Annotated in this window: 23 protein-coding genes, 1 pseudogene and 1 riboswitch; of the genes and pseudogenes, 18 read left to right on the top strand and 6 right to left on the bottom strand. The window is 45.2% G+C overall.

Going from position 1 to position 22,905, the window contains the following annotated elements; genetic code table 11:
• Position 1: 1 nt before the first annotated feature.
• Positions 2 to 613 carry an HD-GYP domain-containing protein gene (locus tag BM299_RS09860; protein WP_165608260.1) on the bottom strand — a complete coding sequence of 204 codons (612 nt, stop codon included), beginning with the start codon at positions 611 to 613 and terminating at the stop codon, positions 2 to 4.
• 83 nt (positions 614 to 696) lie between these two features.
• Positions 697 to 789, bottom strand: a riboswitch (cyclic di-GMP riboswitch).
• Positions 790 to 924: 135 nt separating this feature from the next.
• On the opposite strand from BM299_RS09860, the gene BM299_RS09855 reads away from it, so the two are divergent.
• On the top strand, positions 925 to 1,248 hold the full coding sequence (locus BM299_RS09855; RefSeq protein ID WP_092483521.1) for a helix-turn-helix domain-containing protein: 324 nt from the start codon (positions 925 to 927) through the stop codon (positions 1,246 to 1,248).
• Between the two features lie 271 nt (positions 1,249 to 1,519).
• Complete coding sequence (locus tag BM299_RS09850) at positions 1,520 to 1,873, top strand: ATPase, T2SS/T4P/T4SS family (RefSeq protein WP_092483520.1); 354 nt, start codon at positions 1,520 to 1,522, stop codon at positions 1,871 to 1,873.
• Positions 1,874 to 2,141: 268 nt separating this feature from the next.
• Here BM299_RS09850 and BM299_RS09845 read toward each other — a convergent pair whose 3' ends face one another.
• Both BM299_RS09845 and BM299_RS09840 read right to left on the bottom strand, forming a co-directional pair.
• On the bottom strand, positions 2,142 to 2,597 hold the full coding sequence (locus BM299_RS09845; protein ID WP_092483518.1) for a ferritin-like domain-containing protein: 456 nt from the start codon (positions 2,595 to 2,597) through the stop codon (positions 2,142 to 2,144).
• A 289-nt stretch (positions 2,598 to 2,886) separates the two neighbouring features.
• Complete coding sequence (locus BM299_RS09840) at positions 2,887 to 3,384, bottom strand: DUF3231 family protein (protein WP_092483516.1); 498 nt, start codon at positions 3,382 to 3,384, stop codon at positions 2,887 to 2,889.
• A 338-nt stretch (positions 3,385 to 3,722) separates the two neighbouring features.
• Between BM299_RS09840 and asnS the strand changes: the two genes are divergently transcribed.
• Together asnS and BM299_RS09825 are read left to right on the top strand one after the other, a co-directional pair.
• Positions 3,723 to 5,114 carry an asparagine--tRNA ligase gene (gene asnS / locus BM299_RS09835; protein WP_092483514.1) on the top strand — a complete coding sequence of 464 codons (1,392 nt, stop codon included), beginning with the start codon at positions 3,723 to 3,725 and terminating at the stop codon, positions 5,112 to 5,114.
• Positions 5,115 to 6,070: 956 nt separating this feature from the next.
• A pseudogene (locus BM299_RS09825) lies at positions 6,071 to 6,895 on the top strand ((Fe-S)-binding protein); the annotation flags it as partial.
• A 133-nt stretch (positions 6,896 to 7,028) separates the two neighbouring features.
• On the opposite strand, the gene BM299_RS20455 reads toward BM299_RS09825, so the two are convergent.
• Positions 7,029 to 7,295, bottom strand: coding sequence for an ATP-binding protein (locus BM299_RS20455; protein WP_092483511.1), 267 nt, complete (start codon positions 7,293 to 7,295; stop codon positions 7,029 to 7,031).
• 54 nt (positions 7,296 to 7,349) lie between these two features.
• Complete coding sequence (locus tag BM299_RS09815; protein ID WP_092483509.1) at positions 7,350 to 8,123, bottom strand: enoyl-CoA hydratase; 774 nt, start codon at positions 8,121 to 8,123, stop codon at positions 7,350 to 7,352.
• Between the two features lie 366 nt (positions 8,124 to 8,489).
• Between BM299_RS09815 and BM299_RS09810 the strand changes: the two genes are divergently transcribed.
• The 8 genes from BM299_RS09810 (at position 8,490) to spoVT (ending at position 14,750) form a co-directional block, all read left to right on the top strand.
• Positions 8,490 to 8,888 (top strand): Fur family transcriptional regulator, encoded by a 399-nt coding sequence (locus BM299_RS09810; RefSeq protein ID WP_207545162.1) that lies wholly within the window; start codon positions 8,490 to 8,492, stop codon positions 8,886 to 8,888.
• Positions 8,889 to 8,915: 27 nt separating this feature from the next.
• Complete coding sequence (locus tag BM299_RS09805; RefSeq protein ID WP_092483505.1) at positions 8,916 to 9,419, top strand: rubrerythrin family protein; 504 nt, start codon at positions 8,916 to 8,918, stop codon at positions 9,417 to 9,419.
• A gap of 127 nt (positions 9,420 to 9,546) precedes the next feature.
• Positions 9,547 to 9,945: an 8-oxo-dGTP diphosphatase MutT gene (gene mutT / locus BM299_RS09800; protein WP_092483503.1), complete on the top strand. Its 399-nt coding sequence runs from the start codon at positions 9,547 to 9,549 to the stop codon at positions 9,943 to 9,945.
• 95 nt (positions 9,946 to 10,040) lie between these two features.
• Positions 10,041 to 10,649, top strand: a complete 609-nt coding sequence (locus tag BM299_RS09795; protein WP_092483501.1) for a nitroreductase family protein — start codon at positions 10,041 to 10,043, stop codon at positions 10,647 to 10,649.
• 110 nt (positions 10,650 to 10,759) lie between these two features.
• Positions 10,760 to 11,902: a S1C family serine protease gene (locus tag BM299_RS09790; RefSeq protein WP_092483499.1), complete on the top strand. Its 1,143-nt coding sequence runs from the start codon at positions 10,760 to 10,762 to the stop codon at positions 11,900 to 11,902.
• A gap of 116 nt (positions 11,903 to 12,018) precedes the next feature.
• Positions 12,019 to 12,693, top strand: a complete 675-nt coding sequence (locus BM299_RS09785) for a response regulator transcription factor (protein WP_092483497.1) — start codon at positions 12,019 to 12,021, stop codon at positions 12,691 to 12,693.
• Between the two features lie 4 nt (positions 12,694 to 12,697).
• Positions 12,698 to 14,116 (top strand): sensor histidine kinase, encoded by a 1,419-nt coding sequence (locus BM299_RS09780; protein ID WP_092483496.1) that lies wholly within the window; start codon positions 12,698 to 12,700, stop codon positions 14,114 to 14,116.
• Between the two features lie 100 nt (positions 14,117 to 14,216).
• Positions 14,217 to 14,750 carry a stage V sporulation protein T gene (gene spoVT, locus BM299_RS09775; protein ID WP_092483494.1) on the top strand — a complete coding sequence of 178 codons (534 nt, stop codon included), beginning with the start codon at positions 14,217 to 14,219 and terminating at the stop codon, positions 14,748 to 14,750.
• Positions 14,751 to 14,878: 128 nt separating this feature from the next.
• On the opposite strand, the gene BM299_RS09770 is transcribed toward spoVT, so the two are convergent.
• A complete protein-coding gene (locus tag BM299_RS09770) occupies positions 14,879 to 15,382 on the bottom strand; it encodes a manganese catalase family protein (RefSeq protein ID WP_245779723.1) in 504 nt (167 codons plus the stop codon).
• 135 nt (positions 15,383 to 15,517) lie between these two features.
• Here BM299_RS09770 and BM299_RS09765 point away from each other — a divergent pair, with 135 nt between their 5' ends.
• The 6 genes from BM299_RS09765 to BM299_RS09740 all read left to right on the top strand — a co-directional run bounded on the left by BM299_RS09765 (position 15,518) and on the right by BM299_RS09740 (position 22,855).
• The gene (locus BM299_RS09765) at positions 15,518 to 15,682 is read left to right on the top strand and encodes an aspartyl-phosphate phosphatase Spo0E family protein (protein ID WP_092483491.1); all 165 of its coding nucleotides are present in this window, start codon (positions 15,518 to 15,520) and stop codon (positions 15,680 to 15,682) included.
• 45 nt (positions 15,683 to 15,727) lie between these two features.
• Positions 15,728 to 16,000, top strand: coding sequence for a DUF5348 domain-containing protein (locus BM299_RS09760; protein ID WP_092483490.1), 273 nt, complete (start codon positions 15,728 to 15,730; stop codon positions 15,998 to 16,000).
• Between the two features lie 140 nt (positions 16,001 to 16,140).
• Positions 16,141 to 18,000, top strand: a complete 1,860-nt coding sequence (locus tag BM299_RS09755) for a DNA cytosine methyltransferase (protein ID WP_092483488.1) — start codon at positions 16,141 to 16,143, stop codon at positions 17,998 to 18,000.
• A 271-nt stretch (positions 18,001 to 18,271) separates the two neighbouring features.
• Complete coding sequence (locus BM299_RS09750) at positions 18,272 to 19,258, top strand: AAA family ATPase (protein WP_092483486.1); 987 nt, start codon at positions 18,272 to 18,274, stop codon at positions 19,256 to 19,258.
• Entirely contained in the window at positions 19,251 to 21,842 is a 2,592-nt protein-coding gene (locus BM299_RS09745; RefSeq protein ID WP_092483484.1) for a S8 family peptidase, read from the top strand. The genes BM299_RS09750 and BM299_RS09745 overlap by 8 nt, the downstream gene beginning before the upstream one ends.
• 158 nt (positions 21,843 to 22,000) lie before the next feature.
• Positions 22,001 to 22,855 (top strand): tyrosine-type recombinase/integrase, encoded by an 855-nt coding sequence (locus BM299_RS09740; RefSeq protein WP_092483482.1) that lies wholly within the window; start codon positions 22,001 to 22,003, stop codon positions 22,853 to 22,855.
• The last annotated feature ends 50 nt before the right edge of the window (positions 22,856 to 22,905 follow it).

Here is a 22,905-nt window from a genome sequence, read left to right as displayed (position 1 = left end):
TTTAATATAAATTGGTAATTAGCTGATCAATGAATTTGCCAGTAGACGTTTCATATGGTCTTTTTGTTAAATCTAAAATGCATGATTCAAATAACACAACTAAATTTGGGTCAAATTGTGTACCTTTATTGATATTTAACTGTTTAAGGGCACTTGTTAGAGTTTTTGGTTTCTGATAGGGACGGTAACTTGTCATAGCATCAAATGCATCGGCAAGAGTCACTATGCTTGCTAATTTAGGGATATTTTCCCCTGCAAGACCTTCATAACCTTTTCCATCCCAACGCTCATGGTGATAAAGAATAATCGGAAGAATTTCGTTGCTTTCTTTAAAGTATTCAAGCATTTTTACACCCAAAATTGTGTGTTGTTTAACTATTAAAAATTCATTATACGTTAATTTGCCAGGTTTATTCAGTATACTTTCATCTATACAGCTCTTCCCTATATCATGAAGTAAAGCACCAATAATAAGCGTTCTTTTTTGCTCATAAGCGTAACCGGCATAATCTGCTAATTTTAAAGATAGATAACATACATTTAAAGAATGTTGACGTAAATCATGAGGAAATCCGGCTAGAATGGTTTGTATCACATCTATATTTAACTTCAATTTAATATTCCCTCCAAAAGATGAAAAAGGCATATTAATCGCAAAAGGAGGGGAAATGTAACACAAAGCATAATAAACTGTTCCCCTGCAGCTTGGCTGTCATAGCCCACATTGATTGGACGTTAGACCCGTAGCTTTGTGCCCTACTCTTTCGAGATAGTTTACCATTTGTGAAACAGATTCATAAAATCCTTAAATATTATATAACTATCAGTTGTTAAATTTCAATAAAAATAAACTATTAGGATGCATTATGTCAAAATATCGTAATAAAACTAATACTTTAACAAAAATATGGCGAAACTTAAACTATGAAAATTATTGTCGGGAAAAACATAAAACATTTTAGGATTCTGAGGGGTTTCTCCCAAAAAGAAGCGGCTTTGCTTGCCGGCATTACTTCATCATATTGGGGTTATCTAGAAAGGGGAAAGAAAAATCCTTCTATAGAGCTTATTGAAAAGATTGCGGATGTTCTTGGTATAGAGGTTCATTTATTATTTATTGACTCACAAAATAAAAAATTGCCTGCTGAATTAATGCAATCGCTTTATATAATAAAAGGCATGGAAGCAAAACACCTTCAATTTATTTCAACAATTTTAAAAGCATATATTAAAATTCATAAAAATTAGGTTTCTTTATTAAATAATTTCCCGATTGGCATTGGCCGGCGTACAAGGACCGCTATAGCCGCAGGTGACCCCGTCCGCGCGCGACATATTGCGGAATTCACCCCCGAGGGAGGCACGGTGGCGGCAACATGACCGGCAATGATATAGCCGGCATGATCGAGCAAGAAGCTGACGCGGTGCGTGGAGATATGCGGCAGCAGGCGGAGAAAATGCCCCTCGTTCCGCCGGGTGCCAGCCCTGCCTGGTTACTTAGTGCGCATCGACAAAGCACATGCCTGAGCGACTACGGAAGCTGCCCAAAACGGTAGTAGTTTCATCTGGTATTAAAAGTGGGGTAGGCAAGTCAACTGCTTCGGTGGCTATGGCGTGCGCCGCTGCCACGCAGGCCGATGTCGGAGTCAGTGTAGCGCTGGCCTATTTCAACGAATCGGGCAACGTAACCGTGCGAGGAGAAGGGGAAGTGACGCAGCACGACCTAGTGGCGGACGCCCTGCGCATGGTTCCGAAGAGGATCGTATTGGGCGAGTGCCGGGAAGGTGAAGCGTTTGACATGATGCAGGCCATGAACACCAGCCACGACGGTTCGCCTGCAACCGGGCATATCAATATGCACACGAGATGCTAAACAACAGACTGGTTAAAAAAAGCGGGCGTATAATCAGTATTTCGTAAACTGACAAATGTAATGATAGCTGGCAAAACCATGCCAGTTATTTTTAAATGGTGGTTGATTAAATGTTTGATCTCTAGTCTCTCATGAAATATCAATAATTTTAATAGTAGTCCCGCTGATTCAAGTATGACAACGTTTTTATAGTTTTAAAGACTATATTTACATGCTCGCCTAAGAATTTCTTTGGTCTTTCCAAAATATAATTACTTTTCAATGCTTGTTAAATTTTTGTACTATGTTGATATGGTTGATAGTTTTGCTGGCATTCCATTTCATATAGTTTACTAAATTTCGCCAGGTGAACTTCCTCATCACTAATTATTTTGATCAAGTATTTATTTACTTTATCGTACGGTGAGATTTTTATGATGTTTGAGTATTCAATACCCGCGTTTCTTTCGCCATCAATTGCTATAGCAATGCCTTCGCAATAATTACTAAAGACTGGAGGTGTAATCTGTTGGGTTGCTTCCATTGGTGTTGTTCCTGTTAGTTCTTCCAGTAATTCCGTAAGTTCTCGGGCATGGTCCAACTCGTCTTTTCGTGCTTCGGCAAATGCTTCAACACCCGCGTAAGTTCGTGATATGTCACGCATTTTTGCATAAAAAACGGCAGTGGCACGTTCGTCCAGCAAGGTGGTTTTTAGCCCTTTAACTACCTTGTAATATGCATCCATAACCAAACCTCCCAAATATAAAGATTACTAACATAATATTCCATGCATTAGACTATGTGAACATTTTATTGCGAATTAAAATACGTTAATTTTGGCTAAGGTTATCCACTTGGAAGAAGATTTGAGTACTAAATTAGTTATTGTGAAGGGCCATAACCAAAAGGGTAATAGAAAATTGCAGTTCATGATCAGAAGGTTAAAGAAATGCTGCAGTCTACGGAGATAAAACGCAGGATTGAAAAAATATCAATTCTGCGCAGTCTGTTAATAATACGTAATAATAGTTAACTTAACTTCTTTTGTCACACATAGGCGGGACATATAACCAGCCCTTTGATTTGCCGAAGGAGGTAAGTTTATCATATAAATTGATTTCTGTTTCTAGCATTTTTATAAACATACTTTTTAAATGATTTTTTTCGACCGCTAATATACTTTTTGTTTGCTGAATAACAAAATTTTGTATCCCCCAATAAATAATACGAAACATTATTTCATCTCGTAATATTTCAGTATTAGTAGGAGTGTTTGCTGACTTTGGTGGTCTTGGGGGTACAGAAATATCAAAATAATTCATTTGTTTTTCGATAAGCTCTATTTCATTATTGAGGATTTTTAATCCCATAGTTAATATGGCTTTAAAATCATTATCGTGGGCGAAGTTCTGAAAAATTTGTGTTATTTCTAAAGTATCATATCTCTGAGCAAGATGTTGCCATAAGCAAAATACTTCCCCGCAATGAGGTTTTTCTTTTGTATTCTTACAAAATGAATTTATAAATTGCATTATATAACAACACTCCTGTAATTAGTTCATTAAATTTTCATTTATAATTAGTATTTAACCATTGACTAAAATTTATTCAAAGTATCCAGCTGCTGCACACTCCAAAGATACTACGTAACAAAATGCCCGTTCCCTTTTTAGCTAGGTATAAGGCATATCTCAAAGAGGAATTGAAGATAAACCGTCAAATAACTTAAAAGCCGTAGTACAGGGCGGGGAATATCGGTTTGCCAGCGGAATATGGGCGCCCTGTTTGGGAAATTTTATCTTGTAGGCATTACTTAAGGGATTTTTTTGTTATATTTGCATATATACCTTATTACGGGGAGGGAAATACAGTGGAAAAAACCACGATTAAAGAATTATACATACGCAAGGAGAACTACCTGAATAAGAAAATAAAAGTGAACGGCTGGGTGCGGACGGTCAGGGCATCCAAGAACTTCGGGTTTATTGAACTAAACGACGGCACGTATTTCGCAAACCTGCAGGTTGTGTACGATGAAAACCTGGCCAACTTCAAAGAGGTATCCAAGCTGGTTACGGGGTCGGCCATCCGGGTGACGGGGGAACTGGTAGAATCTCCCGGCGCCAAACAACCTTTTGAATTGAAAGCGGAAAGCTTAGAAATAGAGGGACATTCGGCGCCGGATTACCCGCTGCAGAAAAAGAGGCATACCTTTGAGTTCCTGCGCACCATCGCCCACCTGCGCCCCCGGACCAACACTTTTTCCGCAGTGTTCAGGGTACGGTCGACAGCAGCTTACGCCATTCACAAGTTCTTTCAGGAAAGGGGTTTTGTCTATGTGCACACACCCATCATCACCGGCAGCGACGCCGAGGGTGCCGGTGAAATGTTCCGGGTGACCACCCTGGGTTTTGACAAAATGCCGCGTGACGACAGGGGAAATGTGGATTTCACCAGGGATTTCTTCGGTAAGGAGACCAACCTTACCGTCAGCGGCCAGTTGGAGGCCGAAGCCTATGCCCTGGCTTTCGGGAATGTTTATACTTTCGGTCCCACCTTCCGGGCTGAGAATTCCAACACGCCCCGCCATGCCGCCGAGTTCTGGATGATTGAGCCTGAAATGGCCTTTGCCGACCTGCAGGACGATATGGACTTGGCAGAGGATATGCTGAAATACATTATCAGTTACGTGCTGAAAAACGCTCCCCTGGAGATGCAGTTCTTCAATAGCTTCATCGACAAGGGACTACTGGAACGGCTGGAGAACGTGGTTAATGCGGATTTCGGCCATATTACCTATACCGAGGCCATCGAGATCCTCAAAAATTCCGGAGAGCAGTTCGAATACCCCGTTGAATGGGGTCATGACCTGCAGACCGAGCACGAGCGTTACATCACCGAAAAGCATTTTAAAAAGCCGGTATTCGTGACCGATTACCCCAAGGAAATCAAGGCCTTTTACATGCGCATGAATGACGATGGCAAGACCGTGGCGGCCATGGACCTGCTGGCCCCGGGGGTGGGTGAAATTATCGGCGGCAGCCAGAGGGAGGAGCGGCTGGAGCACCTGGGAAAAAGGATGGATGAGCAGGGGCTGAACAAGGAGGAGTACTGGTGGTACCTGGACCTGCGCAAGTACGGGGGCACCAGGCACGCCGGCTTCGGCCTGGGGTTCGAGCGGCTGATCATGTACCTGACGGGAATGACCAACATACGGGATGTAATTTGCTTCCCCCGGACGCCCAAGAACGCAGAGTTTTAATCTATTTAAACTTTAACACATCCAGATAATAGAATAATATTAATAGATGCTATAAATATTAATCAACTGGCCGGGGGTAAAAATCTCCCCGGCCTTTACTGCTTTTCCTTGATGCAGCTTCCTTTTTGACATATAATTACAGTATCTAATTTAGCTATTATAGCTATTACTGAGGTCAGGACAAAAGATGCATCCCCCTGGTTGCCCCCTATGATATTACACTCAAGAGAAACCAGGAGAATATTAATGTTGTATAGCCTGATATCATGGTTATCTGCGACCTTGAGGAAAAACTGGCTGAAGACAAAAACATCAGCAGCAATATCACTTACAGAAAACCTGAAGTCGTGCAATCCTACATTTTTGAAGGACTATCCACGGAGCTTAACAGAATCTTTAAGTGAGCGTTCACATTCTTGCCAGCATGCCGCCTTCTCCGCTGGTAAACCTATCGCTTAGTCCCCAGACATTAGACGCTTGTAGCTTACACATAAATAGTAAGTTGTATAATAAAATAGTCGAGATTTGTTGAAAAATGTCCAGTAGCTCTTGGTTTTTTTACACAAGGAAAGTATACCTGGCCCACATTAGAAGTTAGAGGTTGGATTAGGAATAAACTAACATGAGCCGCAGCTTACTGTTTAAATCAGTTCCCTTTGCCCGCGCTTTTTTTATACTTTAATCCGAAAATAGCCGATGCTATTTCATTCTCGTGGGAAAACGAACCCAACCTCAGAAACTCCAAAATGGAGGAAATTGTCAAGAAGGCCATGAGCTATAAACCAAAGGTATCCTGGTCTGCTCCCCATATCAATCCGGGCAAACCGGCCCCTAAAAAAAGTTGATCGGACCACTCATGCTGAAGTGAACGCGAATAACACCGTGTTTAAACTGCCCCTTCAATGAATATCAACCGAAAAACAACATTATAAAAGTTGGGGAGGTCAGATAGCTTAATCCTTTTAACCCATAACGCCGGTGAGTATCTGGCCTGGCCGGAAAACCCCTCCGCCTTCGTGGTCATTTTTGAGGAAGCCGGCCTGAACTGGACCCTATGCAGCAGTGATTTTATCGGCTATGACAACGTCAACTACGGTCTTTTTTATGACGACGCCCAAGCGCGGAAAATCGGCCTGGCCCAGATGAAGGCAGCCAAGGAACTGGGGGTAAGAAGGATTATCGTGGGCGAGTGCGGTCACGCCCATAAAGCCATCGCCTTGGCCATCGACCGGGCCATTACCGGCGAAGACAACATTCCCAGGGAGAGTTTCCTACCTTTGTTGTGGGATTTGATTGAAAAGAAGGCCTTGAAGCTGGATCCTATGCGGAACAACTTTCCGGTGACCCTGCATGACCCCTGCAATATAGGCAGGATGATGGGCATTATCCAGCCCCAGCGAAAAATCATTAAGGCCATTTGCCCCCAGTTCAGGGAAATGACTCCCCACGGGGCCCAAAACTACTGCTGCGGAGGCGGCAGCGGCTTTGCCATCATCAAGTCCCATAACTTCCCTGAATTCAGGAACAAGATTGCCAGCAGGATGAAGTTCAAGCAGATCCTGGAGGCATTCCAGGATACCATCGAAAGCCCCGATATTCCTAAATACGTGACCGCTCCCTGCTCAAACTGCAAGGGCGCCATCAGAGATATCCTGGAGTATTACGGGGCTACTGAAAAATACAACATCCAGTACGGCGGCCTTGTGGAACTTGTGGTTAACGCCATGGTACAGTTTGACCGGCCTTTCCTGGAGTTTTTGGATGAAGACGCTTTTATATAAAAACAACACTGAAACCTATTATATTTACAGCAAACTTTAGTTCATCGATTGATTACCCCGAGTTTTTGAAAGGCCTGGCCCAAGTGCACCGCGTTTGGGCGAGCCTTTTAATCCAACTTTTACAAAATAATCCTCAAGGAATATATACGGTAATTTTAGTACCTTTGTCTGGTTCGCTTTCAGCAGAAATTGTTCCGTTGTGGCTCTGAACAATTTGCCTGGCGATTGAAAGTCCGAGCCCGGTGCCGCCCGTGGCTTTGCTCCTTGATTCATCCCCCCTGAAGTATCTGGTCAACAGCATCTCCCGTTTTTTTATCTTCAGACCTTCTATGTCAATAGTGTAATTTAAGAATTTTTGGTTAAACAGTACAAATATTCGACAACTTTGAAAAACGGACATGGCCCGTTTCGCCCGGCAATAATAACCCCCAAGTCTGACTCCATTGAAAATAGATTAATCAGACCACTTGGGCTGTCTTTTTTTCAAAAACGCGCTGATACCCTCACGGGCATCTTTGGTGGTGCTGTTTAAAGTAATAACTTCGCTGGCATAGTTCAGGGCCTGAAAGTCTTCCATATTGATTTGTTGGTAAAAAGCCCTTTTGCCCACGGCAATAGCGGACGCGCTGTACCCGGCAATTGTGGCGGCCATATTTTGAGTGACTTCTTCCAATTCCCCGGACGCTACCACTTTGTTGACCAACCCATATAGCAAAGCGTCCCGGGCAGACATAAAATCACCGGTTAAAAGCATTTCCATGGCTTTTTTGCGCCCGATATTTCTACTTAAGAAAACAGCCGGTGTACTGCAAAAAAGGCCGATTTTAACGCCCGGCGTGCCAAACAAGGCATCTTCGGACGCCACAGCCAAATCACACGCGGCCACAAGCTGACAACCTGCTGCGGTGGCCACTCCGTGTACCTGGGCGATTACCGGTTGGGGCATTTCCCTGATGACACGCATGGTGTAATAACAAGTTTGGAAAAGCTGTAATAGCTCCTGTGGTTCACATTCGTATACTTCTTTGAGATCGTGTCCGGCGGAAAATACTTTTCCTATCCCCTTTACAATTATCACATTTACTTTTTTCTCCGTACCTATCTCAGTTAATAGTTCAGCCAATTCTTCAAGCAATCCCCTGGAAAGAGCATTGCGTTTTTCCGGTCGGTTAAGGCTGACAATGCCAATCTTATTATTTTGTTCATACAAAAGATAATTCAAATTCATTACATTTAACCAGCCTGCATATCTAAATAATCTAAATAGTTAGACATTTAACGGCAAGCCGGAGCTCCACCTCCTCTAAATTCTTCATTAAAAGTAATAATTATATGCCGCTAAAAATAGTTCCTGCTTATAAACTCCAATATTAAAAAATTAATAATTGAAAATTATAGGCATAATGATAGAATTATTACCGCATCACTTTAAAAATAGGGGAACTTATTTGTCGGATGCCCAGAATCATAAAATCAATACACAATTTAGTTTTCTTGAAAATATTATTGACATATAACAACAACAATTTTATAATAGTTATAAATAAATAGCACTTAAGATTTAATAAGGTTAAAAATCGGGAGAAGGTAAATTATGATCAACATACTCAAGAAGCTCGGCTTGCGGGCCACACCACAGCGCATGGCCATTTTGGAGTTTCTCTCAGGGAATACCGCCCATCCATCAGTCGAGGAAATCTACCGTAAACTGAAACCTGATTATCCTTCTTTGTCTCCCGCTACCGTCTATAACACTCTGGAGGCCCTTGCCGGAGCAGGCGAAATACAGGAGATTACCATTGACCCACAGCGACGCCGTTTCGATCCGAATCCAGCACCCCACTGCCATTTCCTCTGCAAAAAGTGCCGGCGGGTATACGACCTGGATATTGCCCTGGATTCATTAACTATACCGGAACGGCTGGAAGATTTTAAAATCCAGGATCTTTCCCTGTATCTATATGGGGAGTGCCCCCATTGTGCAAATAATTAAAGTAAATAAATGAGGAGGAGAAATATCATGTCACAAAAGACCCAGGAAAATTTAATGGCTGCTTTCGCCGGCGAATCCCAGGCTAACCGAAAGTACCTGGCCTTTGCTCAAAAGGCTGACAAGGAAGGTAAGGCAAAAACAGCCCGCCTGTTCAGAGCGGTGGCCGAGGCTGAAACCATTCATGCCTTGAAACACTTGGAAACGGCCAGCAAGGTGGGCTCCACCATGGATAATGTCAAAGAGGCCATTGAAGGCGAAACCTATGAATTCAGCAACATGTATCCCGAGTTTATTGAAAAAGCCAAGGAAGAAGGAGAGGCCAAAGCCACCAAGAGTTTCGAGCTGGCCAATGAGGCCGAAAAAGTGCATGCTGATTTATACAAAAAGGCGCTTGCAGCGCTCGAAGCCGGTGGTGATATGCAGGCCGAATCTTTCCACCTGTGTCCGGTATGCGGTTACGTGGCCCTGGACCAGGCGCCGGAACGCTGTCCCATCTGCAACGCCCCGGCCAAAACCTTTAAACCTTATTAATAAATCGTATATACAAGGCCTTTCACTTTTGGCGAAAGGCTTTGTTATTTGTTTTAACTTGTAGTGTAGAATAAACGAATTCCTATTACAATAAATAAAATAACCGGAAAGGGAAAACTATACCAGTATGCAAATATTAGTTGTCACAGCCGCCGTCATCAAGCATAACGGAAAAATATTGATTTCCCAGCGTAATGAAAACACCCACCAGGCTTTAAAATGGGAATTTCCCGGAGGCAAATTGGAGCCCGGCGAATCCCCCGAACAATGCCTGTTCAGAGAGATAAAAGAAGAACTGGGCCTATCGGTCATAGTGGAAGACATTTTCGACGTGGTTTCCCACATTTATGACAACCGGCAAATCATTTTGCTATGTTACTTATGCAAGGTAGCCGGTGGAGCGGCCCGGGCCCTGGATTGCCGCGCTTTCCGGTGGGTGGAAGTTGATGAATTGGCCCGGTATGATTTCGCTGCGGCGGACCGGGTTATTGTACGCAAGCTGCAGGATTGCCGGTTACCAAGCTAGTTGGTAATCACCATATTTTATGTTTGGAATATTTTACCTGAAATATTTTGGCCAAATTCTAATTATTCCCAAATTCGAGCGGAGGTATATAGTTTATGGAGTTAAATGAAGTAATCAGAAAACGCAGGAGTATCCGCAAGTTCAAACCCGACCCGGTGCCCGATGATTACATCCGCGAAATTCTGGAGGCGGCCAGGCTGGCCCCGTCGGGCACCAATTTGCAGCCCTGGCGGTTCGTGGTAGTCAAGAGCGTGGAAAAACGCCGGGAACTGGCCCATTATACTCTAAAATTCGTCACTAATGCCCCGGTGGTTATTGCCTGCTGCACCGACCTGACCGCCTACAAACAAACGCCCCAGCGCATCAAAGAGCTGGCGGAGGCCGGAGCGTTTGCCGGCACGGACCTTGAAACCGCGGGTACGGAAGAGTACATGAAACGGCGCCGGGAAATGGATGAACATGCGCTCCGGGCCTATGCCTCGCTGAATACTGCTATAGGCATTGAGCATTTAATTTTACGAGCCACAGACCTGGGTCTGGGAACCTGCTGGATCATGATGTTCCAACAAAAAGGCGTCAAGGAGGTCCTCGGACTGGAGGAAGACATGGTAGTGGTAGCCCTGGTGCCGGTGGGTTACCCGGATCAAGACCCGCCGGCCAGACCCAGGCTGCCCATAGAGCAATTACTGATCAAGGAAGTTTGATATTTTTTTCACATAATTATTAATAAATTTTTAGATTATATTCAGGGCCTTTTCAGCTTGTTCTGCCATTATTTAAGCCATGAAAGATTAGAATGAGGAGGCTAAAAATAATGGCAAAGGACAAGTATGTCAAAACTCTGGTAATCGGCATCGTAGCCGCGCTGGTATTGGAAGCAGCCCTGCTCGGCGGAGTATTTGTTTTTTTACCCCAGGATCATTTCAACCCGGCGGAGGCCACTGTAAAACAAGTGGTCGGCACCGCGGCATCGCCTTTGGGAACCGACATTATCGCCGATACCGTGGCCAGAACCAGCCCGGCGGTGGTTAAAATTGAAACCATTCAGGAAAGCAACGCCCCAATAGATCCCTTTTTTAATGACCCGTTTTTCCGCCAGTTTTTCGGCACCCCGTATTTCCGGGTGGAACCCGATGTTCGCAAAGGACTTGGTTCCGGTTTTATCATCAGCAAGGACGGCTATATATTAACCAACGCGCACGTGGTGGACGGAGCTACAGAAATCAATGTTTACCTGTCCAACAAGGAAAAAGCCCTGACCGCAAAAATAATCGGTTCTGACGCCGAACTGGACCTGGCAGTTCTTAAAGTGAAGGCTGGTGGTGAACTACCCCACCTGACGCTGGGGGATTCTGACGCGGCCAGGGTAGGCGAATGGGTAATTGCCATAGGCAACCCCTACGGACTCGACCATACCGTAACCACGGGCGTAATTAGCGCCAAGGGCCGCCCGGTACAGGTGGAAAACCGACACTTCAAAAACCTGTTGCAAACCGACGCTTCCATTAATCCCGGCAACAGCGGGGGACCACTGCTTAACCTTGCCGGCCAGGTCATCGGCATCAATACAGCTGTAAATGCCAGTGCCCAGGGAATTGGTTTCGCTATTCCGGCCAATACCGTTAAAGCTGTAATGGATACATTAATCGAGAAAGGCAAAATCTCCCGCCCCCACATGGGCGTGTATATACAGACTCTAACCCCTGAACTGGCGCAAAACCTGAACCTGCAAGCCGATCACGGGGCCATTATTGCCGGGGTAATACCCGGTTCGCCTGCCGATAAGGTGGGATTGCAGCAGGGTGATGTAATACTGCAAATCAACCGGCAAGCAGTTAATGAAGCCGGTGATGTAACAGATTTTATAAAGAAAAGCAAAGTGGGAGATAAGGTAGTTTTACTGGTGGAAAGAAACGGCTCTAGGAATTATGTTTCCCTGACTCTGGCCGAAAAATAAATTAAGTAAGCCGCCTCTGCAGGCGGCTCTTTTTATACTTTTTGGCAAATAGGATTTATTAAGAACGCTATAGAAATTATTTAGGTAAGGAAAAAAGAGTATAGGGGTTGGCAAATTTGCGCATTTTGGTTATTGACGATGATGAAAAAATCACCACTTTGATGCAAAGGGTTTTAAAATTTGAAGGCCATGAAACGCATTTTTCCTTTAATGGAAGAGACGGGCTGCGGGAAATGGAACATTTTCAGCCCGACCTGGTTATTCTGGACATAATGATGCCGGGTATGGACGGGTGGGAAGTCTGCCGGCGGCTCAGGTTGCAAAGTGATGTGCCGATCCTCATGCTTACGGCCCGGGATGAAGTGGCCGACCGGGTTCGGGGATTGGATGCCGGAGCCGACGATTACCTGGTCAAACCCTTCGCGTTGGAAGAATTACTGGCCCGGGTCAGGGCGCTGTCAAGGCGCGCCCGTCGAACCCGGGAGGCTAATAATCAACTACTAAGCTTTGCTGATTTAACCCTGGACTTGCAAAAAAGGGAAGCGTACCGGGGTGACAGCGTGGTACAGCTAACGACAAGGGAATTTGAACTGTTAAAGCTGTTTATGCAGCACCCCCGCCAGGTTTTGTCCAGGGATTTAATCATGGAACGGGTTTGGGGCTACGACTTTTCCGGCGAATCCAATGTACTGGAAGTTTATATAGGCAACTTGAGACAGAAACTTGAAGACGGTGGACGTAAAAGGTTGATTCATACCGTGCGGGGTGTGGGGTACACCCTGAGGGAGTGATCACATGCATCTGCGAATGAAGCTCACCCTGCTCTACACCGGCGTACTGAGCCTGGTCTTGGTCGTATTAACTACAGTGCTATACTTGGCCACAGCCCATACACTATACAAGGAAGTGGACGAAGGCATTGCAGCCAGGGCTGCGTCGGTTATCAAGTCCATCAGAATAGAAGGCGCCCCGCTGCCGCTACGGGAGATAATTCTACCGGATGTGGACGTCTTTGCCTCCCCTGACACCTATTTGCAGGCGGTGGATGTACGGGGCCGGGTGGTAGCCCGCTCCGATAATCTTGGCGGGCAGTACCTCCCTCTTGGCGAATACACCCTGCAATCCGCCCTCCGGGGAGATAAATTTTATGAAACCGTGCTGGCCGGCGGACAGGAAATAAGGGTTTATAACGTACCTCTGGTGGTGGAAGGCCGGTTGGTGGGCCTGCTGCAAGTAGGGCGGGCACTATCAACAATACACGCGCTGCTGGGCCGGATGCGTTTTTTTATTGCTCTGGTGGGTACGGCGGCGGTGCTGCTGGCCGGTTTGCTGGGCTGGTTTTTGGCCCGGACCGTGCTCAGTCCTTTGGAACGGGTCACGCAAACCGCCTCATCTATTGAAAACGGCAGTGACCTTAGCAGGCGCATAGACTATGCTGGCCCGGCTGACGAACTGGGACGGCTGGTTTACACTTTGAACGCCATGTTCGAGCGGCTGGAGATAATGTATCACCGCCTGGAGGAAAGCTACGAACTACAGCGCCGGTTTGTTTCCGACGCCTCGCACGAACTGCGCACGCCGCTCACTTCTATCCGCGGCAATGCCGAACTATTGCTTAAAATAGAAAGGGCCGACCCGTCCCTGGTCCGGGAAGCGCTTAACGATATTGTCAGCGAAGCCCGCCGCCTGACGCGCTTGGTGCAGGACCTGCTGGCGCTGGCCCGGGCCGATGCCGGTTTTAACCTGGAAAAAAAATCTATCCCCCTGGCGGACATTTTAAAGGAAGTGGAGCGCAAAGCCCAATTTTTGGCCGGTGACAAAGAATTTTCCTTTGCAAACCATTGTCCAGCGGAAACACTCATCATGGTAAACAGCGATTACTTCAGCCAGCTGTTATTTATTTTGTTAGATAACGCCTTTAAATACTCACCGCCCGGTAGTTCTGTCAACCTGACAGCCCAAGACTTACCCAACGGGTTTGTGGAAATAGCGGTGACAGACCGGGGGCCCGGTTTGGCGCCGGGTGAAGAAAACCGTATTTTCGACCGGTTTTACCGTGGTGAAGGTGTCCGAGGCCGGGAGGGTTCCGGTTTGGGGCTGGCAATTGCCCGCTGGATCGTGGAGCAGCATAACGGAACCATTCACGCCGCCAATAGGCCCGGAGGGGGAAGTAAATTCACAATAAGGTTGCCTGTTATCAAAAATATCACTTAATTTACAGGTATACCATTTTTCCAATTTTTTTTGTAATGATTAACTTAAATTAAGAGAAAAATATAATACTACGTTAAATTTCATCCAAGAGGAGGATAATATGAAAGCTACCGGAATTGTCAGAAGGATAGATGATTTAGGCCGTGTCGTCATACCCAAGGAAATTAGGCGTACGATGCGAATCCGTGACGGGGAACCACTGGAAATATATGTAGACAGGGAAGGAGAAGTGATCTTAAAAAAGTACGCTCCCATCAACGACTTAACGGAACATGCCAAGGGATATGCCGATTCCCTGCATGAAGCACTGGGTCATGTAGTATGTATTACCGACAGGGATGAAATCATTGCCGTTTCAGGTGGTTTCAAGAAAGACTTGCTGAAAAAGCCCATAGGCAATATGCTGGAAGACATTATAAACAGCCGGCAAACTAAAATGCTGGAGGAAGATCACAGCTTCACGACCGATGAACGGGTAGTGTTAAAAAGCAGTGTTGTTTCACCCATCATCGCTAACGGAGAACCCATTGGCGCCGTTATCATCACCTCCAGCAAAGAAGGCCAGATAGGAAATTTGGAAAACAAACTGGCCGAAACGGCCGCCTCATTTTTAGCCAAACAAATGGAAAGATAAAAAAACGGTACAGGTACTTCCCACCTTAATTATTATTTATAATGAAACATATATTTATTCCTCCAACACATATTTTTTAACCCGGCCAACAAGCCGGGTTAATCTGTTTTATATACAAGTTAATAGAGTTAAAAAACTTTCTTCTGCCGCATGTATTCCTCCACATGCATTAACGTTTCGCCGAAACGCTGATAATGAACAACTTCCCGTTCCCGCAGAAAACGCAATACATCCTTGACACAGGGGTCATCGGTAAGGTGGATTAAATTCTCATAAACCGCCCGGGCCTTTTGTTCTGCGGCCAGGTTTTCATGCAGGTCGGCCACCGGGTCGCCGGTGGCCGAAACATAGGCCGCCACCCAGGGCACCCCGGCCGCATTCACCCAGTACAGGGACCGGTCATGATCCGCATAGTGGCTGCCCAAGTCCGCAGCTTTAATGGCCTCAATGGATACCCCTTCCAACAGTTTGTAAACCAACGATGCCACCACTTCCATATGGGCCAGCTCTTCGGTGCCGATATCCGTCAACACCCCCTTAGCCTTGCCGGTAGGCATGGTATAACGCATATTCAAGTACCGGAGGGCGGCGGATAATTCCCCTTCCGGCCCGCCGGACTTATGATTTTTCAGCCCTTATAAACCAAGTATTTACTGGATTTTTTCTAAATGACAGCTACACAAAAATTATTTCCCCCCAGCTAATCAAGCATGGTTTTTTTTTATGAATAACCAAACTGGCCTACCCAAAATGCAAGGAGGGATTATATGAATGATATTAATGTCGTCAAGCAAAAAATTGAAGACTTGCGCAAGGAACTAAACAAATTATCGCTACCTCATACAAGTAATAAAGCACTCAGATTAAGCCAAGAATTGGATTTTTACATCGTTGCTTTTCAAAAAGCATTTTACCAGAAAAATAGAAATTAGTTAACCTGGTTCCGAGAGGAAAGGTTATAAAAGGAGTTGATTGGTTTGAAAACTACTTATATTGAGGGCACGTTAGAGGTCAAGAAAACCGCCGGCGGATGGCGGCATTATATATTGCTTGGTGATGGCAGTCATTACGATTTGCACTGCGGCTCTTCACTTGAAGTCCAACTGGGTGAATGGGTGCCGGATAACGAAGGGGAGCATTTTGAAGCTAGGAACTGGCTGGCCGGCAGGTATGAAGCCAACCTAAGTTCTGATAACCCCAAAGCGCACTTATACATTGGCTATGCAGCCCCTTTGGGGCAGGGGGTATAGGTTGTTATGCCCACGGGAATCCGGGTAAGGCATTTGAAAAAGTAAATACTAATTACTAATTTCCATCTCCTCTCCCTAAAACTGCCCCGGGATGATAACACCCGGGGCTATTTTTTTTAAGATAGAACGGGAGGTGCAAAATGACCGAAGAATTCAAGATTTTGCATATATTCTGCGGCCTAGGCGGCGCCGCCCTGGGCTTTCAAAGGGCGCGCGCTGAATGGAGAGGTATTCGCGGCTGTTTTCGAACTATCGCCGGTATCGATTGCGATTCCGAAGCCTGTGAGGATTTCCAAAATCTCACCGGCGCACCGGCAATCCATATGGACCTGTTCGAACGCAGGGATTACATAGCATATCACGGTAAAGAACCGCCCGCGGACTGGCGGGAAATTACACCGCATGATCTGCACATGGCTGTACGCGAAACACCCGATGTCATTTTTCTTTCGCCGCCGTGCAAAGGTTTTAGCTCACTTCTCCCTAAAAAGACTGCGGCAACCGAAAAGTACCAGGCTTTAAACCGCCTGGTTGTGCGGGGACTGTTCCTGGTAATGGAGGCCTGGCGCGATTACCTACCTGGTATTATTCTTATCGAAAATGTCCCCAGAATTACCAGCAGGGGCAAAGGACTCCTGCATACGGTCAAAGGACTCCTGACGTCATACGGCTACGCCATCCACGAAGGATTTCACGATTGCGGCGAAGTGGGCGGGCTGGCGCAACACCGGCGGCGCTACCTACTCATAGCCCGCCATCCCGAAAAAGTAACAAGTTTTGTATATAAACCGCCCATTAAAAGAGTCAAATCCATCGGGGAAGTGATCGGCCCGTTACCTTTCCCCGATGACATTGCCGCAGGCGGCCCCATGCACCGGCTACCCCGCTTGGAGTGGAAAACCTGGGTGCGCCTTGCCTTAATTCCCGCCGGCGGCGACTGGCGGGATTTGGAGCGAATTACTGATAAAGAATGGTACAGCGGCGCGTATCGCATTGTTCCATGGGATTACCACTCAGGGACGATAACCGGTGGCGGATCACCCTCCTGCGGGGGAATAACGGTGGCCGACCCGCGCTTGGGCCATAATCCGCGTAAGGGTGTATTCGGCGTGGCGAAGTGGGAACAACCCGCTGGCACAGTGGTTGGTTCGGCCAGTGTAAGGGGTTCAAACGGGGTAGCTGCAGTGGCTGACCCGCGTATAAAGCACAAACCGCGAGACGGTTCCTTACAGGTGGCCAGCTGGGGTGAACCCGCCGGCCCGGTACTCGGATCGGCTCGTGTGAATTCATCAATTGGCATGGCAGCGATTGCGGACCCCCGTCCCTGTTCCATACCTAATGGGTACGGCAATAAGTACCAGGTTATAGCCTGGCATGATCAATCATGTTGTGTCACCGGCTCACGCTTCGGCAGCGGCGCGCCGGCAATTTCCGATCCGCGTCCGCAGAACGCCAAAAGGTTTAACAACAAATTTAAACTTGTAAAGTTTGATGACCCGTCGCCCTGCGTTACCGGCATTCCCGACATCCAGGCCGGCGCTATATCAATAGCCGATCCGCGCCTGGGCTGCCGGCCGCGGTCAGGTTCATACGGAGTTATGTGCTGGGATAACCCGTCATCTACAGTTCTCGGCGCCGGCGATGTCCATTCGGGTGCGACCGCCGTTGCAGACCCGCGAATCCCAGCAGATACCGACAGGCCGGATCCGCCACCGGTAATAATTGCTTTAGATGGCACCTGGCACCGGCCTTTAACCACCTACGAACTGGCCATGCTCCAGGGCTTCCCTACGCACATGCCGGATGGCCGGCCGCTTCAGCTGGCAGGCAAGTCCGACCGCAGGTGGAGACAACGTATAGGAGACGCTGTCCCGCCAGCTTCCGCAGAGGCATGGGGCGTTGTGATTTTGAGGGCTTTGCTGCCCAGTAGGAAAGGAGCCTGGGCCATGGGAGCGACGGATATATGGGTGGAGCCGTTTTACCAGGAAAACAATCTATAACAGGTTTAAGTAGTTGATAAAATGTGGATTTTGTAGTATCTTTATCCTGCATTTTTACTGGCATTTCGCTAATTTCAGGCTATTTCCAGGTTTGACAAACAGCAAATCTATTTATGCAACACTAATGTTTTTAAATAATATTTGGATGTTTGAGTATATTTAATGCTGAATTAAAGCAGGAATAAGCATAAACTAATAGTATAATTACGTTATGTGCTATGGTCTCTTCTAAGAGTTGGTGTATAATTTATTGACAGAATGGAGTGAAATTATGGCCCGTTCTGATTTATTAATTAACTTGGTACGGGCGGGCAGTCGTGGAGACCAGTTACTCTTCCGAAAAACAGTTGAGGCAATAATTGCAGAGGAACGAAAAAAACAACATCATATTTTAGCTAGCCGCTTGGAAGAGTACCTAAAAACGAATGGCTCAACTGATACTAAGATCCTATCCGTTCCAGACGGGCGGATCCAAAACCTATTTTGTGAAATTACCCCTCAACAAAATTTGGATGATTTAATATTGCCTAAAGCGGTTATGAGTGCTTGTTCAGAATTAGTAGAAGAACATCAACGTCGTGACTTATTACGTTCTTACGGACTAGAACCCCGTCACCGTATATTACTTGTTGGTCCTCCTGGAAATGGTAAAACATCTTTGGCAGAGGCTTTAGCTAAAGCTTTAATGGTTCCCTTGATAGTAGTAAGATATGAGGGAATTATCGCAAGTTACTTGGGCGAAACCGCTATAAAATTACGTCGCCTCTTTGATTTTATAAGAACACACCATTGTATTTTATTCTTTGATGAATTTGATACTTTAGGTAAAGAACGCGGAGACGCCCATGAAACAGGGGAGATAAAGAGGGTAGTAAGTTCTTTATTACTACAAATAGATGATTTGCCCAGTCATGTTATAGTTGTAACAGCAACGAATCACCCTGAACTTTTGGATCGTGCAGTGTGGCGACGTTTCCAATTAAGAATGTTGTTACCTGCACCTAAAAAAGCAGAATTAGAACTTTGGTTTAAACGCTTTGAAAAACGTTTAGGAATGCCACTTGGCTATGCACCCAGTACGTTAGCAGAAAAATTAGAAGGTTTAAGTTTTGCTGAAATCGAAGAATTTGGTAATGATATATTACGCCGGCGTGTATTAACCTTACCAAAAGATGATATAAAAAGTATCGTAAATGACCGTATTAGGCAATGGAAAGAACGCTTTTCCTTATTAAAAAGGATTGATTTAAATGGCTGAAAAACCTTTATTAATTTTTCCTGAACCTGCAATTGTGGGTAGACATAAGAAAAAAATAATGCCAGGTAAAATGCATTTCCCTTCACCAGTTCGCCAATTAGAACGTCTGCAGCCAAAGTTCGAACAACTAGAACGGGCTTTTGAGGCGTGTCGAGTTGAAATGCGAGATGATCCTACTGGAATAGAGCCTGAAAAAGTCCTGGTTCTGGAAACAGTTGGAAAAATAGATGATTTTTGTAAAGCTTTACGGGGCATTGAGGGACTTGAATGGTTAGCCGATTCAGACTTAGATGATATTACTCCTGATAATGATTTTTACGTCGACGAAGAACACCCTGACAAAGCCCTTCCCGGTCGCCTATACCTAATTTTTTCTAACAACAGGGGTCTTCAAGAATTATTTTCATTATGGAAAACTTTTTGTAAAAATCCAGAAGATCCTCAGTTTCAAAGAGGACGAAAGAAGTGGGGCCATTTATTTAAACAACTAAAGGATATTCATCCATGGGGCCCAGAAGACCGGTTGTTTGAAACGGGATTATTGGAAGATTGGCAAGAAAGGGTTGCTATCGGAGAAGAATATATGAAAATTGAGATTGAGTTATGGTTTCGTCAATCAGTTGATAAGCGTAATAAATCAGAAGATATAGTTCAGCGTTTGGTACACGACTTACATGGTCGTGTTATTGGACAGGCTTGTTGCATTGAAGAGATTGCATATCATGCTATCCTCGCGGAACTTCCTATTCAAAAGGTTGAGGCAATTTTTAAAGACAGATCCATACAATTAGTGCGCTGCGAGCAAGTTATGTTTTTCCGACCGGTAGGGCAAGCGGTTGTTGATATGCCTGATGATAGAGAATCATTTAGTGAATTAACCCGCGATAATCTCCCACTACCACAAGGCAACCCCATTGTTGCTCTCTTAGATGGTTTGCCGATTGAAAATCATAAATTATTAGATGGACGGTTAATAGTAGATGATCCCGAAAACTGGGCCGCTGATTACCCTGTTTTAAATAGGTACCATGGCACAGCAATGGCGTCTTTGCTTATACATGGAGAGCTTGATGCAAGCGAACTACCAATTAATCACCCATTATATGTACGGCCAATATTAAAACCAGACCATAGGGATTGGCGTAACCCTAAGGTTGAATGTATTCCCGAAGATGTACTACCCGTTGATTTAGTACACCGTTCAGTTCGACGGCTTTTTGAAGGCGAAGGGACAGAACCGGCAGTTGCTCCTACTGTTCGCATTATCAATCTCTCGATTGGTGATCCAGGGCGGCCATTCGATAGACTAATTAGTCCTTGGGCAAGGCTTTTGGACTACTTGTCATGGAAATATCAGGTATTATTTATTGTTAGTGCTGGCAACTATCCTTCTGGAATTGAGCTAAATATTCACAGAAGAGAATTATCTATGGTGAGACAGAATGCAGCATGTTTCGAAGAAGAAGTTTTAAAAACAATTATACAGCAAGGCAGAAACCGTCGTCTATTATCTCCTGCAGAGGCCATAAATGTTTTAACTATTGGGGCCGTTCATGAAGATAGTTCATCCAATTCAAACCTTGGGAACAGGATAGACCCATTTGTGTCGAAAGGGTTACCAAGCCCAATTTGTGCCCAAGGCCTTGGCTTTCGCCGCTCAATAAAACCTGACATTTTTTTCCCTGGGGGACGACAAACATATCAAGAACTCCTTGGTAATACTCATACTAAAGCTATTATTGAAATCAACAGATCAAGTTATCCGCCAGGACAAAGGGTGGCTTCTCCAGCTGCAAAGATTGGTAATTTAGGGGCCACCCGACACATGCGTGGAACTAGTAATGCAACTGCTTTAGCTTCACGTACAGCTGTTTTATTGTATGATCTTCTACAGCAACTTAAAAATGAACCTGGCGGAGATCGTTTACATGATAATTATACTGCAGTTTTAATAAAGGCACTTTTAGTTCATAGTGCTAGTTGGGGAGATTCATACGAAAATATTAAAAGAATTATCAGTGATAAAAACATAATTGCACGTTTACTAGGGTATGGTTTGGTAATGTCAGAAAGAGTTTTTGAATGCACTGATCAGCGTGCTACAATGCTTGGATGTGGTAGTCTTTATGATAATGAAGCACACCGCTATATCATACCCTTACCACCGAGCATTAGTGGTAAAAAAATCTGGCGTCGTGTAACTGTTACACTTGCATGGTTTACACCAATTAATCCAACTCATCGTGCTTACAGAAAATCTAATTTATGGTTTGACCCATATGGTGGTGATCAGAAAGAAGGTGAGTTTCAACAACTACTGCAAGTGAGTCGTCAGGAAGCTGATTGGCAAACAGTTCGCAGAGGAACAGTGCAACATGAAATTTTTGCCGGAGATAAGGCTTCGTCGTTTGTGGATGAAGACAAAATAATTGTTCAAGTTAACTGTCGGGCTGATGCTGGTAAATTAACGGAAAGTATCCCGTATGCTTTAGTAGTTACACTGGAAGTAGCACCAGCCTTGAATTTACCAGTTTATAATGAAATACGTACACGTATTCGTCAACTTGTTGGTATTACACCTTAAGTTTAACTAAAAAATTTATAATATTTGTGAGAATAATCAATACACATAAGAGGTCTTATGCGAAAAAATAGCCTAAAAAATTACGTATAAGTATTAAAAAACCTCCTGTTAACGGGGGTTTTTTTCTTCGTATAAGGAAATCACCGGAGGGAGATAAAGTGGAAATCTTATATAGCTTCAAAACACACTTGCAAGGCCGGGGGTTGTCTAAACGTACAGTAAATTCTTACATAACCACACTGCGCCGGTTTGCCAGGTGGGTGGAGCAGGTTCATGGTGAGTTTGACGCAGCCGCTATAACTTCCCTGGATGTGGCCAATTACCGCAGGCATTTGGTTGAGAAGGGAAGGAAACCGGCCACCATTAACCACGCGCTTGATGTATTGAATAGCTTTTTTGTCTGGGCAAACGTTAAGGGTGTAATACAGGTTAACCCATCAGCCAGCATTAAAAGGGTGCAGGAACAAAAAAACGCACCCCGGTGGCTTGATCGACGAGAACTAGGAATCTTTATAAGAACAATTCAAAAATACGGTAAAACCAGGGATATTGCGCTAGTGTTGCTACTTATACACACCGGTTTGCGGATATCCGAAGCTGTATCTCTTAAGATTGACGATGTAATAATCAGGGAGCGTTCGGGAATTGTCCGAGTCCGGCATGGTAAAGGGGATAAGTATCGGGAGGTGCCGTTAAATCTAACGGTTCGCCGGGCACTGGATGGGTACATAAGTGAAACAAAAGGGGAGTGGTTATTTCCCGGCCGCCGGGGCGGACATATCACAACCAGATCCGCCGAGAATGTTTTAACAAAATACGGACGGGTGTCAGGGCTAAATGTTACTCCACATATACTTCGTCATACCTTTGGCAAGATGCTCGTGGATGCCGGCGAAAGCCTGGACCGGGTGGCGGCTTTAATGGGTCACGCCAACCTAAATACCACAGCCAGATACACCAGGCCTTCGGTTCAGGACCTGGAAAAGGCAGTGGATAGGTTGGCGTGGGAATGAAAATGATGTATAGTCTGTTTAAAGTTTGAGATTGTAGAAAAGTAACTGTG

The sequence above is a fragment of the Desulfoscipio geothermicus DSM 3669 genome (assembly GCF_900115975.1).
In the GTDB taxonomy this organism is placed as follows: Bacteria; Bacillota; Desulfotomaculia; order Desulfotomaculales; family Desulfallaceae; genus Desulfoscipio; species Desulfoscipio geothermicus.
The sequence above is the reverse complement of the archived record's forward strand: the minus strand, read 5'-3'. Positions and strand labels throughout refer to the sequence as shown.

Excerpts from the sequence above, each read along its gene's own strand:
- BM299_RS09840 (WP_092483516.1), bottom strand. The coding sequence starts at position 3,384 with ATGCAATTTATAAATTCATTTTGTAAGAATACAAAAGAAAAACCTCAT.
- BM299_RS09815 (WP_092483509.1), bottom strand. The coding sequence starts at position 8,123 with ATGAATTTGAATTATCTTTTGTATGAACAAAATAATAAGATTGGCATT.
- BM299_RS09745 (WP_092483484.1), top strand. The coding sequence starts at position 19,251 with ATGGCTGAAAAACCTTTATTAATTTTTCCTGAACCTGCAATTGTGGGT.
- BM299_RS09845 (WP_092483518.1), bottom strand. The coding sequence starts at position 2,597 with ATGGATGCATATTACAAGGTAGTTAAAGGGCTAAAAACCACCTTGCTG.
- BM299_RS09750 (WP_092483486.1), top strand. The coding sequence starts at position 18,272 with ATGGCCCGTTCTGATTTATTAATTAACTTGGTACGGGCGGGCAGTCGT.
- BM299_RS09805 (WP_092483505.1), top strand. The coding sequence starts at position 8,916 with ATGTCACAAAAGACCCAGGAAAATTTAATGGCTGCTTTCGCCGGCGAA.
- BM299_RS09795 (WP_092483501.1), top strand. The coding sequence starts at position 10,041 with ATGGAGTTAAATGAAGTAATCAGAAAACGCAGGAGTATCCGCAAGTTC.
- BM299_RS09810 (WP_207545162.1), top strand. The coding sequence starts at position 8,490 with ATGATCAACATACTCAAGAAGCTCGGCTTGCGGGCCACACCACAGCGC.
- BM299_RS09790 (WP_092483499.1), top strand. The coding sequence starts at position 10,760 with ATGGCAAAGGACAAGTATGTCAAAACTCTGGTAATCGGCATCGTAGCC.
- spoVT (WP_092483494.1), top strand. The coding sequence starts at position 14,217 with ATGAAAGCTACCGGAATTGTCAGAAGGATAGATGATTTAGGCCGTGTC.
- BM299_RS09780 (WP_092483496.1), top strand. The coding sequence starts at position 12,698 with ATGCATCTGCGAATGAAGCTCACCCTGCTCTACACCGGCGTACTGAGC.
- BM299_RS09765 (WP_092483491.1), top strand. The coding sequence starts at position 15,518 with ATGAATGATATTAATGTCGTCAAGCAAAAAATTGAAGACTTGCGCAAG.
- mutT (WP_092483503.1), top strand. The coding sequence starts at position 9,547 with ATGCAAATATTAGTTGTCACAGCCGCCGTCATCAAGCATAACGGAAAA.
- BM299_RS09850 (WP_092483520.1), top strand. The coding sequence starts at position 1,520 with ATGCCTGAGCGACTACGGAAGCTGCCCAAAACGGTAGTAGTTTCATCT.
- BM299_RS20455 (WP_092483511.1), bottom strand. The coding sequence starts at position 7,295 with ATGTCCGTTTTTCAAAGTTGTCGAATATTTGTACTGTTTAACCAAAAA.
- BM299_RS09755 (WP_092483488.1), top strand. The coding sequence starts at position 16,141 with ATGACCGAAGAATTCAAGATTTTGCATATATTCTGCGGCCTAGGCGGC.
- BM299_RS09855 (WP_092483521.1), top strand. The coding sequence starts at position 925 with ATGAAAATTATTGTCGGGAAAAACATAAAACATTTTAGGATTCTGAGG.